This is a genomic window from Nocardiopsis sp. SBT366 (genome assembly GCF_001083815.1).
Taxonomy (GTDB): domain Bacteria; phylum Actinomycetota; class Actinomycetes; order Streptosporangiales; family Streptosporangiaceae; genus Nocardiopsis; species Nocardiopsis prasina.
Window position 1 is genome coordinate 1 of record NZ_LAVM01000120.1, and the last position, 12,017, is coordinate 12,017.

The window sequence follows — 12,017 nt, forward strand, 5'->3', positions numbered from 1 at the left end:
GCCGAAGCCGGGGAGGGGCACGGAGCCCGGAATGGGGGCGGAGTCGGAGGCGGGGTGTTCGGTCATGCCCTCCAGAATGCCCTGCTCGACCCGGCCTCGCACACGGGCGCGCGGTCTGCCTCGGGCTGCCCGCGCGGCTGCATGGCCAAGTCCGCTGCTGCCGCATCACGCACGCGTGGCCGGGCACGTGGGCGTCACCCGGGTGAGTAAGGCCAGCAGCGCTTGGAGCGGCCGGTTCCGGCTGCCTGAGCGGAGCGCGGAACCGACTGGTCGGTATGGATCGGGTCCCGGAATGCGCCGCTCAGCGGAAGGTCATCAGCTCCGGGCCACCGTGTTCCAGGTGGGCGTGGTCGTTGAAGGAGAGCAGCCGCGTCCCGCCTCGCCCGTGCACCAGCTTGGTCACCGATCCGTTGACCACCACCCGGTTCATCGCCACGAACACCGGATCCGGGGCGTTCAACAGGGACGCACAGGCCGCGGCGACCACGCCCGCCGAGGTGAACACCAGGGCCGTCCGTCCCCGCTCCAGGGAGGCCGCGAGCTCGTCCAGCGCCGCTCGCACGCCGTTGCGGAACGCGGTCCACGAACCCTCTCCCGTCGCACCCGACGACGTCCACGCGTGCAGGGAGGCGTCCAACCGCTCCTGGAGCGTGCCCGCTCCGGTCGGGTGGAGGGCCAGCAGCCGCAGGTGGTCGTACTCGTTCCACCGCGGGTCCGTCACGGGCTCGACGTCGAGGGCGGTGACGGCGGTCCCGCGCTGGCGGCGCAGGGTCCCGCTCACCACGGGGCCGAGGTCCAGGTCGCGCCGGGCCAGCTCGGCCCCCACCAGGCGGGCCTGTTCGTGACCGATGGGGCTCAGTTCGTCGTAGTCCGCCGCCTCGGGGGAGGCCTTACCGTGGCGGATCAGGTAGATCGTCGGCATGGCGACACAGTACGGGCGCCTCTGACGGGCGGGGCGGGCCGGGTCCACCTCGGCGCGAAACACCGGGCACGGTAACCACACTTCTCCCCTTCCTGCCGGTATCAATGGAACCGGCGGCCCCCCACCCCCGAAGGCGTGTCCCTTCGTCGGTGAGGAGAACATGGGAGAGCAGCCCCCTGAGGGCCACACCCCGCGGAGCCGGATCCGGGCCGTGACGGCGGAGGTCCGCGCACGCCTGTCCGCCAACTCCGCCCTGATCGTGCTTGCGGTCATCGCCGCCACCCTGGCCTGGACCATCGCGGGTGGCCTCGTCCAGGACCACCGGCCCTTCTTCGCGCCCATCGCCGCGGTGATCGCGCTGAACGCGGCCGGGGGAGAACGCGGGGCCCAGGCCCTGCGCCTGCTCATGGGCGTGTTCATCGGCATCCTCGCGGGCGAGCTCAGCCTGCTGATCACCGACCTCAACGAGGTGGCCATGGTGCTGGCCACCGCGTGCGCCATGACGGTCGCGGCCGCGATCAACGCCGAACGGATCATCATCGGCCAGGCCGCCGCCAGCGCCATCCTCACCACGATCTTCGTCGGCGGCGCCAGCCCCGGTATCGACCGGCTCGTGGACGCCCTGATCGGCGCGGGTGTGGCGCTCGCCTTCAGCCAGCTGTTCTTCCCGGCCCGGCTCGTGGCCATGCTCCGCCGGATCGAGGAGGACGCGCTCAACGAGATGGCCAGCATGCTCGCCCTGGTCGGCCGCTCCCTTGAGCACGGTGAGACCTCCAGCGAGCAGGTGGTCAACCGGCTCGGGGACCTGAGCCGACCCATGGCCGAACTCAGCCGCGCCCGCGAGAGCAGCAGGTCCACGATCCGGCTCTCCACCATCCGCTGGGGCGACCCGAAACCCGTGCTTGAGGAGGACGAGGTCATCGAGCGGCTGATCCTGCTCGGCGAGAGCTGCCTGTTCCTGTCCCGGACCACCACCGCCATGGGAGTGGAGGAACAGCGGGAGCTGGCGCCGATCGTGACCAACATGGCCCAGGTGCTCACCATCCTGGCCGACGACCTCAGCAGCCGCGAGGCCAGGGAACAGGCTGTGGAGCAGGCCCTGACGGCCGCACGCGCCTACGGAGCCGGTTTGCCCGAGGACGACCCGGTCACCCACGCCACCCACCTCGCCGTGGAGATGGTCGCCACCGACATCATGGTGTTCGCCGGGATCAGGTTCGAGGAGGTCGAGGACGTCCTCCTGGGGGAACTGGAGGATCCCACCGTCCCGCACCCGCCAGGCGAACCGTGGCTGCCGTGGCTGCGCTGGCGACCCCGTTGGCGGCCCGTGACCGGGCGTCTTCCCTGGCGCCGCCCCGGGGATCGGTGATCTGACGCCCGAACAGCGGGGAGACGGCGCACGGCTCCCCGGTGCCGGGGAGCCGTGCCCGGAACCGGCGCGGAGGGCCCCCGGGTACGGATACCCAGGGACCCTCCGACAACCGGGGCGGGACGGTCGCCCGGCTCAGCTGGCCCGCGATGACGGCTCGAAGCGCACCACCACCGACTTCGACGTGGGCGTGTTGCTCACGTCCGCGGTGGAGTCCAGCGGCACCAGCACGTTGGTCTCCGGGTAGTACGCGGCCGCGCTGCCCCGAGCGGTCGGGTAGTGCACCACCCGGAAGTGCGGGGCCCGGCGCTCACGGCCGTCCGACCACTCACCGACCAGGTCCGTGTACGCCCCGTCCGCCAGCCCCAGCTCGGCGGCGTCCTCGGCGTTGACCAGCACGACCCTTCGGCCGTCCTTGATGCCGCGGTAGCGGTCGTCCAGGCCGTAGATCGTGGTGTTGTACTGGTCGTGCGAGCGCAGCGTCTGCAACAGCAGCCGCCCCTCGGGGACCTCGGGCGCGTAGGTGCCGTTGGCCGTGAAGTTGGCCAGACCCGTCGCGGTCGGGAACTTCCGGTCGTCACGGGGAGCGTGCGGCAGGGCGAACCCGTCGCGCCGCCGCGCCTTGGCGTTGAAGTCCTCGAACCCCGGAACGACCCGGGCCACGTGGTCACGCACCCGGTCGTAGTCGGTCATCGCCTCCCAGTCCACCGGAGCGTTCCCGAACATCCTCCGGCCCAGCTCGAGGACGATGTCCACCTCCGAGCGCATCCCCTCCGACAGCGGCGCGAGCACCCCGTGGGAGGCGTGCACCAGGCCCATCGAGTCCTCCACCGTCACCCACCGCTGCTCGCCGTCGCGCTGGTCGCGGTCGCTGCGGGCCAGGGCGGGCAGGATGAGGGCGCGGGTGCCGGTCACCACGTGCGAACGGTTCAACTTGGTGGACACGTGGACCGTCAGCCCCACCTGGCGCATGGCGTCCTCGGTCACCTCGGTGTCCGGGGAGGCGGCCACGAAGTTGCCGCCCATGGCGAAGAACAGGCCCACCTCACCGCGCGCCATCGCCCGGATGGCGTTCACCGTGTCGTGCCCGTGCTCGCGCGGCGGTTCGATCCCGAACTCCGCGCCCAGCGCGTCCAGGAAGGAGTCCGCGGGCCGCTCGAAGATGCCCATCGTGCGGTCGCCCTGCACGTTGGAGTGGCCGCGCACCGGGCACACGCCCGCGCCCGGACGCCCCACGTTGCCGCGCAGCAGCAGGAAGTTGACCACCTCGCGGATGGTCGGCACGGAGTGCTTGTGCTGGGTCAGACCCATCGCCCAGCACACCACGATCCGCTCCGAGGCGACCACCATCGCGGTGAGCTCCTCGACCAGCGAGCGGGACAGCCCGGTGTCGCGTTCGGTCCGGGCCCAGAACTCGTCCTCCGGCTCGGCCAGCAGCGCCTCGGCGAACTCCTCGAACCCGTGCGTGAACGAGTTCACGAACCCGTGGTCCAGGACCTTCTCCCCGCGCTGGTCGGCCTCCAGCAGCAGCCGGTTCACCGCAGAGAACAGCGCAAGGTCTCCGCCCACCCTGATCTGTGCGAACAGGTCGGTCAGCTCGGTCCCGCGCCCCACCAGGCCCCGGGCGTACTGCGGGTTGCGGAACGCCTTCATACCCGCCTCGGGCAGCGGGTTCACCGTGACGATCCGCGTGCCGCGCCGCTTGGCCTTCTCCAGCGCGGACAGCATCCGGGGGTGGTTGGTGCCCGGGTTCTGACCGGCCACGATGATGAGGTCGGCCTCGTACATGTCCTCCAGGGACACGCTGCCCTTGCCCACTCCCAGCGTTTCGGTGAGCGCGGAGCCGGACGACTCGTGGCACATGTTCGAGCAGTCGGGCATGTTGTTGGTGCCGAGCTGGCGCGCGAACAGCTGGTACGCGAAGGCCGCCTCGTTGCTGGTGCGGCCCGAGGTGTAGAACACCGCGCCGTCGGGCGTGTCCAGCCCGCGCAGCTCATCGGCGATCATGTCCAGGGCGCGGTCCCAGGAGACGGGTTCGTAGTGGGTGGCGCCCTCGGCCAGGTACATCGGCTCCGTCAGACGGCCCTGCTGTCCCAGCCAGTACCCGGAGCGCTCGAACAGGTCCGTGACCGGGTGCCGGGCGAAGAAGTCCGGGCCCACGGTACGGCGGGTGGCCTCCTCGGCGACCGCCTTCGCTCCGTTCTCGCAGAACTCCGCGCGGTGCCGCTTGCCCGGCTCCGGCCAGGCACAGCCGGGGCAGTCGAAGCCCTTCTTCTGGTTGACGGCGAGCATCGCGGGCAGCCCGCGCAGCACGCCCGCCTGGTCGTTCACATGGCGCACGCTGTTGAGTACCGCCGGGATGCCCGCCGCGCTCTCCTTGGGAGGCCCGACCTCCGGCGCGTCCTGGGCGGGGTCGGGCATGTCCGAGTCGTGGTGTGTCACAGTTCGAATTCTCTCACCGAGTCGCCCTCTGTCCAGAGGTCCCGAATAGTTATGGCCCTGAATGGGCCGAACGATATCAAGGACTTGGGTGTTGTTGTTCCCGGGGGTCTGGCGCATGTATTCTTGCGCGATGTTGCTGAGCCAGCTGAAGTACCTGACAGCGCTGGCCAAGGAACGGCATTTCGCCCGTGCGGCCCAGGCGTGCCACGTGTCCCAGCCCGCGCTGTCCGCAGCCATCCGCAAGCTCGAGGCCGAGTTCCGCGTCCCCATCGTCAGGCGGAGCAACCGGTTCATCGGGTTCACCCACGAGGGGGAGCGGATCGTCGCCTGGGCGCAGCGTGTCCTGGCCGAACACGACATCCTGGTGGAGAACGTCAGGAGCCTGAGGGAGGGACTGAGCGGTCGTCTGCGGATCGGGGCCATACCCACCACCCTGAGCTCCATCTCCCTCATCACCAGCGCCTTCTGTGAGCTCCACCCGCTGGTGACGCTGTCGGTGGTCTCCATGACCTCCAAGGAGATCGAGCGGGGCCTGGCCGACTACCAGATCGACGTCGGGCTGACCTACATCGACAACGAGCCCCTGGAGAACGTGCGCCAGCAGCCCGTCTACCGGGAGCGTTACGCCCTGCTCACCGACGAGCAGGGCCTGCTGAACGGCCGCGAGACCATCACCTGGGCCGAGGCCGCCGAGGTGCCGCTGTGCCTGTTGTCCCCGGACATGCAGAACCGTCGCATCATCGACCAGGCGTTCCGTCGGGCGGGCGTCGAGGCGGTGCCCAGGGTCGAGACCAACTCGGTGAGCGCGCTGTGTTCGTACGTCAACGAGACCCGCTGGTCAGCGGTCATGCCGCACGCCTGGCTGTCCCTCCACGCGGTTCCGGAGGGCATGCGCGCCATCCCCCTCGTGGAACCCGAGGTCAGCAAGCAGATCGGCCTGGTCGTCGCCGACCGGGACCCCGAACCCGTGCTGGCCCGCGCCCTCCTGGACACGGTCGCCGTCGCCGACCTCCAGACGCGGCTGGACCACCACCACCCGGCCGGGCTTGCTCCCGGAGTCACACTCTGAGCCCCGCCAGGGCCCGCTTCCGGGCCCTCGATAACCAGAACCTATCGTTCGACAATGAACGTGTATTTGATTCTCGTCACACAAGGTGTGACGATGGCGCATGCTTGTGCCGCTTCCCCGGAATACTCGGGAAAGCGGAAGCGCATTCCGGTCGGAAATCAATCATGAGGATGAGTAGTGCTGTCGTTTCTCGATCGTGACAAGAGTGTCGCGCCGCCCGGATACAGCCGCTGGTTCATCCCACCCGCCGCGCTCGCCGTACACCTGTCCATCGGCCAGGTGTACGCCTTCAGCGTGTTCAAGACCCCGTTGGTCGAACGCTTCGACACCACGCTGACAGCGATCGGCGTGGTCTTCAGCATCTCCATCGTGATGCTGGGCCTCTCGGCGGCCTTCGGCGGCAAGTGGGTGGAGCGCAACGGTCCACGCAAGGCGATGTTCGTCTCCGGACTGTGCTGGGGCACCGGCTTCCTGATTGGCGCCCTGGGAGTGGCCACCGGCCAGTTGTGGCTGCTCTACCTCGGTTACGGCGTGGTGGGCGGGATCGGCCTCGGTATCGGGTACATCTCCCCGGTGTCCACCCTGATCAAGTGGTTCCCGGACCGGCCGGGCATGGCCACCGGCCTGGCCATCATGGGCTTCGGCGGCGGCGCGCTGATCGCCTCGCCGCTGTCCGCCGCGCTCCTGGACCGCTTCGGCGACACCCCCGCAGACGCCATCGTCCCCGCGTTCCTCATCCTCGGCGCCGTCTACTTCATCGCCATGATGCTCGGCGCGATGACGGTCAAGGTCCCGGCGCCCGGGTGGCGTCCGGACGGATGGCAGCCGCCCACGGAGTCCCCTGGCACACCCGCCGTGGACCCCGCCACCGAGGGCGTCAGCGTCGAACGGGCCTTCCGCACCCGCCAGTTCTGGCTGCTGTGGATCGTGCTGTTCTGCAACGTCACCGCGGGGATCGGCATCCTCGAACAGGCCGCGCCGATGGTCCAGGACTTCTTCACCGGAGTCGGACCCGCCGAGGCCGCCGGCTATGTCGGCTTCCTGTCCCTGTGCAACATGCTCGGGCGCTTCGTGTGGTCGTCCACGTCGGACCTGCTCGGCCGCAAGCGCACCTACATCGGCTACCTCGGACTCGGCAGCCTGCTCTACGTGCTGATCGCCATGGCGGGGACCAGCTCGGTGGTGCTCTTCGTGGCGGTCACCGGAGTCATCCTGTCCTTCTACGGCGGCGGTTTCGCGACCATCCCCGCCTACCTCAAGGACCTGTTCGGTTCCTTCAACGTCGGCGCCATCCACGGCCGCCTGCTCACGGCCTGGTCGTGCGCGGGGATCGCCGGACCGCTGATCGTCAACGTGATCGCCGACCAGCAGCTGGCGGCGGGCCGCTCCGGTGCCGAGCTTTACACCTTCTCGCTGTACCTGATGGTGGGCGTGATGGTGGTCGGGTTCGTGGCCAACGCGCTGGTGCGCCCCCTGCCCAAGGCCGCTCCCGAGGCGACGCAGCAGGACACCGACCCCTCCCGGGAGCGCGTGTGAGCGCCGACGGCCACGGAGCCGTGGACCACAGTGCAGACCCAGGGGCCCCGTCGGGGTCGGTGAAGGAGGATCCGATGGAACAGAGCACACGTGACCGGGCGTCGAAGGCCGCCGCGCTCTTCCTGTGGGCGGTCGTGATCATCGCGCTGGGTTACGGCGTGGTGAGAACCGCGATCCAGGCGGCGGCCCTGTTCACCGGGTAGTGACACGACCCGCCGGTCTCAGTCGACGGTTCCCGCGAACGTGACCGGCGGGTACAGGGGGACGAAGTCCTGGTCGTGGAACTCGACCGTGTACTGGACCTGGTGGTCGTCCTCGTCGGCCCAGCAGTCCTCGTCCCAGGCGCCGGACTGGCCCGGGGCCAGACTCTCCGGCGGGTTCACGCTGTCGCCCAGCACCGGGGAACCGGACTCGCGGAGCGGGTCGCCAACCGAGCACGACCTGGTCACCAGACCGGACAACACGGTCTGGGACCCCTCGTTGGCGACCTCCACCGTCCACGACAGGTAGGGCAGGTCGCCCTCCTCGCCGGTGGCCGGATCGACCCCGCCCTCCTCGACTCCGCGCTCGAACCCGCTCAACCCGACGGAGAACCCGTCACCGAAGTCGTGGATCTGGTCCAAGTCGACGACGACCGCCTCGAACTCGTCCTCGGGCCGGTCCTCAACGTCGTCGGGGTGGGTGCTCCGTGCGGAGGGCGGGGTCGGGTCCGGTTCCGCCGACGACGCCCCCTGGACCCACCACCCGGCGCCGAATCCGACGATCAGGGCGACCACGGTACTGATCGCGGTCACGATCCAGCCGGTTCTGGTCATGCGGGGGTGTCCTTCCCAGGGCGGGCCCGAGGGCCCGGGGCTCAGGGCGACCGTACCGTACACGGACGCGCGAGGGAGGTCCTGTGGTGAGGGTGCGCGAGGCAGGAGCGGGGGAGAGGTGACGCTCCCTGACGTAGGGGCTCGATACCTGGGGCGGACGCGTGCGCGGTCCCGCGTACCCAGCATGGGGGCATGAACCCAACAGACAGCCCCACACCGTCCCGCCGAAAGCGTCCGGGGCTCCCGTTCCTCACCCTCGTCCTCCTGGCCCTGCTCGCCGCGCCCCGGGTGGTGCTGCACGACCTCGGGATCATCCAGGAGGGCACCCTCGTCAACGCGGTGTTCGTGTTCGTCCCGCCGCTTGTGTGGATCGCCGTGGTGCTGTGGCGCCGGGTCCCGAACCCGTTCCTGACACTCCTGGTGGTGGGAGTCCTGTACGGGCTGTTCCTGATGGTCGGCCACCAGATCCTGTGGACCACGGCCTGGGACGGCGATCCGCCGACCCTCGGCGGCAACCTCAGCGAGCTCCCGCCCGCCGCCCACGCGATGGTCACTCGCGGTTTCGCGGCGCTGAGCAGCGTGGTCACGGGGACCCTGGTGGGCGCGGTGTGCGGTCTCCTCGCCTGGGGCGCCAGCAGGGTGATCCATCGGCGGCGACGCGCGCCCTCCGCCTGACGCGCGGCGCTCCGACCTGAGGCCGGACCGGCCCCGCGGCCCGGCCCACGGAACGGTGTGTCAGTTGACCTCGACGGAGGTGCCGCCGGTGATGCGGAGCAGCTCGGCGTGGTCGGTGGGGAAGATGGTGTTGGGGGTGCCGCCCGCCGCCCACAACCGGGGGTAGTCCGCCAGGGCGGGGTCCACCACGGTCTCCACGGGGGAGGGGTGGCCGATCGGCGCCACCCCACCGATGGCCTGGCCGGTGGCCTCCCGGACCTGCTCCGGGGTGGCGCGTTTGATCTTCGCCCGGCCCAGGCGTTCGGCCAGCAGGGCGACGTCCACCTTGTGCCGACCGCTGGTCATCACCAGGAGGGGCGCGCCGTCGGCCATGAACACCAGGCTGTTGGCGATCGCACCGACCTCGCACCCCAGGGCCTCGGCCGCCTCGGCGGCGGTCCGGGTGGAGGCGGGCAGCGCGCGCACCCGGCCGCTCGCTCCCAGCGCGTCGAGCGCCCGCGTCACCTCGCGGCTGCGTTCGGGTAGGTCCTGGACCTGGTCCATGTCGATCCCTTCGTCGATTCCGGCCGCAGGCTATCGGAGAGGGTACGGACCGCGCTCGCGTACCGCCGTCCTCGCCCCGGGCGCGCGCGGTGTACGTCGAGAACGCAGAAAGGTCATTCCCACCCCTGCCCTCGGCCCGAGCGCCGCGCCCCGTTCAGGGCGTGATCAGGTGGCCGTCGAACCCGGCCGCGACCAGGTACGTGTACGCCTCACGCACCCGGTCGGGGACCTCCTGCGGGACGCAGAACCCCCGGGCGGGGTACTCCATCACCCGTTGCAGGTCGCCCACCATCGTGTCCATCACGAGCCGGTCGTCCCCCACGGTGCCCAGGTAGTCGTCGAACCCGCTCCGGGCCGAGGCGCACACCGTGTCCACCTCGGGCCAGAGCACACGCGCGGTGGCGTGCGCGCGCCGCTCCATGTAGGGCTTGCACACGAGCATGACCGAGCCGACGTTGATCCCCGCGTCCGCGAGCAGCGCCCGTGAGTACCGGAGGTTCTCCCCGGTGTTGGTGGCCCCGTCCTCCAAAAGGACCGCAGAGTCCGGAACGCCCAGCTCCAGGACGTGCTCGCGGTAGTGCACCGCCTCGCCCCTGGGGAACCGCGCAAGGGTGGAGGGGCTGTTCGCGCCGGTGATCACCATGCGGGGGAAGAACCCCCGCCGGAACAGGTCGGCGGCGCACGTGGCCACGCCGAGGTCGTGGCTGCCCAGGATCACCGCCACGTCGCAAGCGCGCGGCTCCTGGCCCATGTGCTGGTAGTCCCAGACGATCCGGGCCCGCTGACGGACCTCCTCCGTCAGCTCCACTCGCGCGTTCGCTTCCACACCGATCCCTCCGCCGCCGTTCCGTGTCCCTCGCACCCTAGAACGGCGGCGGGGAGGTCAGCAGACGCTGTCGCCGGGCTTGGGCACACCCAGGCCGAAGAGCGTGCGGGCGCGCAGACCGGCCCAGGTCCCGGCCAGGGCGAAGGCCGCCCACAGCCAGCCGTGCAGGCTGCCCGAACCGATCCCGGCCAGGTAGGCGCCGATGTTGCACCCGCCCGCGAGCCGGGCGCCGATACCCATCAGGATGCCGCCGACCAGGCCCGCGGCCACCAGGTTCCAGCTCAGACCGGTGTGCCACTTCCAGGTGCCCGCCGCTCCCGCCGCCACGGCCGCGCCCAGGATGATGCCGATGTTGGTCAGGCTGTTCTTGTCCTGGAGGATCGGTCCCGCCAGCTGCTCGGCCTGGCCGGGCTGTGACCAGAACGCCCAGGTCTCGGGCTGGAGCCCGACCAGCTGGAGGGCCTTGGCACCCCACAGGTTGAAGGCCGAGGTGATCCCCCACGCGCCACCGGAGACGACCAGCACGGCGGCGCCCAGGGCGGCCAGCACCAGGGCACCGGCCACCAGCGGCCAGCTGCCGCGCACGATCCGCGCCACGCCCTCAGCGGAGGGCGGGGCGCCCACGGGCGGCGGGACGCGCCGGTTCTGCACGAAGCGCGTGACGACCACCATGGCGACCAGGGCGGCGATGGTGATGAGCCAGGAGCCGCCCCAGCCGACGTGGTCGGAGAGCAGCACCGGTGGGATCGCGGGCAGGTCGGACACCAACGGCCACGCGAGGCTGTAGATCTGCGATCCGACGATGAAGCCGAAGAGCGTGATCAGGATCGCGGACTGGCCGGAGCCGACCGCGAAGAGCGTGCCCGAGGCGCAGGCGCCGCCGAGCTGCATACCGATTCCGAAGAGGAACGCCCCCGCGAACAGGGCGATGCCGATCGGTCCGGCCGAGGGAGAGGGGTCGTTGCCGAACAGGCCGGTCCCGGTACCGATCACCAGTGCGAACAGGGTGGCGGTGGTGCCGAGCAGGACCGCGTGGGCGCGCAGGCCGGTGCCGTTGCCCACCGCGAGGAACTGGCGCCAGGCGGAGGTGAAGCCGAACCGGGAGTGGAACAGCGTGAAGCCGAGGCCGGTGCCCAGGAGTAGCAGCACGGAGGGCAGGGCGCCGTGCTCCGACCACACGAAGGCGGCCAGGCCCAGGGCGCCGATCAGGGCGACCCCCAGCGGCCACCAGCGGACGGGTTCGGCCAGGGGGGCCCGCGGTGGCGGCACCGAGAGGGTGGGGTTCCACTTCAGGGCCAGGGCGGGAGAGACATCCGAACCGGAGTTCCCGGTCGGTTTGGTGGGTGTTGCGGTCACAGGGATGTGTCCAAACGTGACGGGGTGGGGCGACACGGGGTCGCGGGAACGCCAGGGGCACACCGGTGCCGCGTCGGAGCGCGGGAGACGGGTCGGGTCAGCGCACGCGGAGACGGCACCGGCGGCGACAGAGGCCGTCATCGGTGCTCGTGAGCGACATGGAGATCAGAGCCATGCGAAGGAAACGGGTGGGACCGGACATGGGGGAGATTCTAGGGCATGTATCGGACCGGCCCTGGTGGCGGGGCCCGGCGAGCATGGGCCCCGGGGTGCGCGGGAGCCCGGACCCGGGTGACATCCCGTCCTTGGACTCCGGTCCCGGTCGCTTCCGGCGCGACTGCGGGGGACGCAGCGGGAGCGCTTCGCGGACCGCTGTCTCGGGGGAGGGGCAGGAACCACGCGATCACCTTGACCGGGGCGGTGGAGGGGCGGACGGGGCCTCGCCCGTGGAACCGGGCGGACGC

General features: G+C 70.8%; 11 protein-coding genes. 5 read left to right on the forward strand and 6 right to left on the reverse strand.

The window, feature by feature from the left end; translation table 11 throughout:
* Positions 1–301: 301 nt before the first annotated feature.
* Entirely contained in the window at positions 302–922 is a 621-nt protein-coding gene (locus ADX84_RS23850; RefSeq protein ID WP_049579453.1) for a histidine phosphatase family protein, read from the reverse strand.
* A gap of 160 nt (positions 923–1,082) precedes the next feature.
* Here ADX84_RS23850 and ADX84_RS23855 point away from each other — a divergent pair, with 160 nt between their 5' ends.
* On the forward strand, positions 1,083–2,291 hold the full coding sequence (locus ADX84_RS23855; RefSeq protein WP_049579433.1) for an aromatic acid exporter family protein: 1,209 nt from the start codon (positions 1,083–1,085) through the stop codon (positions 2,289–2,291).
* A 135-nt stretch (positions 2,292–2,426) separates the two neighbouring features.
* Here ADX84_RS23855 and ADX84_RS23860 read toward each other — a convergent pair whose 3' ends face one another.
* On the reverse strand, positions 2,427–4,712 hold the full coding sequence (locus ADX84_RS23860; protein WP_199776684.1) for an FdhF/YdeP family oxidoreductase: 2,286 nt from the start codon (positions 4,710–4,712) through the stop codon (positions 2,427–2,429).
* 151 nt (positions 4,713–4,863) lie between these two features.
* Between ADX84_RS23860 and ADX84_RS23865 the strand changes: the two genes are divergently transcribed.
* From ADX84_RS23865 to ADX84_RS27015, 3 genes are all read left to right on the forward strand, one after another.
* Positions 4,864–5,802: a LysR family transcriptional regulator gene (locus ADX84_RS23865; RefSeq protein ID WP_049579435.1), complete on the forward strand. Its 939-nt coding sequence runs from the start codon at positions 4,864–4,866 to the stop codon at positions 5,800–5,802.
* Positions 5,803–5,979: 177 nt separating this feature from the next.
* Positions 5,980–7,338, forward strand: coding sequence for an OFA family MFS transporter (locus ADX84_RS23870; protein WP_049579438.1), 1,359 nt, complete (start codon positions 5,980–5,982; stop codon positions 7,336–7,338).
* A gap of 74 nt (positions 7,339–7,412) precedes the next feature.
* A complete protein-coding gene (locus tag ADX84_RS27015; protein WP_255352590.1) occupies positions 7,413–7,541 on the forward strand; it encodes a hypothetical protein in 129 nt (42 codons plus the stop codon).
* 18 nt (positions 7,542–7,559) lie between these two features.
* Here the strand turns inward: ADX84_RS27015 and ADX84_RS23875 are convergent, their stop codons facing one another.
* Complete coding sequence (locus ADX84_RS23875; RefSeq protein WP_049579441.1) at positions 7,560–8,153, reverse strand: hypothetical protein; 594 nt, start codon at positions 8,151–8,153, stop codon at positions 7,560–7,562.
* Between the two features lie 192 nt (positions 8,154–8,345).
* On the opposite strand from ADX84_RS23875, the gene ADX84_RS23880 reads away from it, so the two are divergent.
* Entirely contained in the window at positions 8,346–8,828 is a 483-nt protein-coding gene (locus ADX84_RS23880; protein WP_049579444.1) for a hypothetical protein, read from the forward strand.
* 60 nt (positions 8,829–8,888) lie between these two features.
* On the opposite strand, the gene ADX84_RS23885 is transcribed toward ADX84_RS23880, so the two are convergent.
* The 3 genes from ADX84_RS23885 to ADX84_RS23895 form a co-directional block, all read right to left on the reverse strand.
* On the reverse strand, positions 8,889–9,371 hold the full coding sequence (locus ADX84_RS23885) for a YbaK/EbsC family protein (RefSeq protein ID WP_049579446.1): 483 nt from the start codon (positions 9,369–9,371) through the stop codon (positions 8,889–8,891).
* 154 nt (positions 9,372–9,525) lie between these two features.
* Positions 9,526–10,197 carry a YdcF family protein gene (locus tag ADX84_RS23890; protein ID WP_369801139.1) on the reverse strand — a complete coding sequence of 224 codons (672 nt, stop codon included), beginning with the start codon at positions 10,195–10,197 and terminating at the stop codon, positions 9,526–9,528.
* Between the two features lie 57 nt (positions 10,198–10,254).
* Positions 10,255–11,553 carry a YeeE/YedE family protein gene (locus ADX84_RS23895; RefSeq protein ID WP_049579451.1) on the reverse strand — a complete coding sequence of 433 codons (1,299 nt, stop codon included), beginning with the start codon at positions 11,551–11,553 and terminating at the stop codon, positions 10,255–10,257.
* Positions 11,554–12,017 lie beyond the last annotated feature (464 nt).

Excerpts from the sequence above, each read along its gene's own strand:
- ADX84_RS23850 (WP_049579453.1), bottom strand. The coding sequence starts at position 922 with ATGCCGACGATCTACCTGATCCGCCACGGTAAGGCCTCCCCCGAGGCG.
- ADX84_RS23855 (WP_049579433.1), top strand. The coding sequence starts at position 1,083 with ATGGGAGAGCAGCCCCCTGAGGGCCACACCCCGCGGAGCCGGATCCGG.
- ADX84_RS23860 (WP_199776684.1), bottom strand. The coding sequence starts at position 4,712 with ATGCCCGACCCCGCCCAGGACGCGCCGGAGGTCGGGCCTCCCAAGGAG.
- ADX84_RS23865 (WP_049579435.1), top strand. The coding sequence starts at position 4,864 with ATGTTGCTGAGCCAGCTGAAGTACCTGACAGCGCTGGCCAAGGAACGG.
- ADX84_RS27015 (WP_255352590.1), top strand. The coding sequence starts at position 7,413 with ATGGAACAGAGCACACGTGACCGGGCGTCGAAGGCCGCCGCGCTCTTC.
- ADX84_RS23875 (WP_049579441.1), bottom strand. The coding sequence starts at position 8,153 with ATGACCAGAACCGGCTGGATCGTGACCGCGATCAGTACCGTGGTCGCC.
- ADX84_RS23880 (WP_049579444.1), top strand. The coding sequence starts at position 8,346 with ATGAACCCAACAGACAGCCCCACACCGTCCCGCCGAAAGCGTCCGGGG.
- ADX84_RS23885 (WP_049579446.1), bottom strand. The coding sequence starts at position 9,371 with ATGGACCAGGTCCAGGACCTACCCGAACGCAGCCGCGAGGTGACGCGG.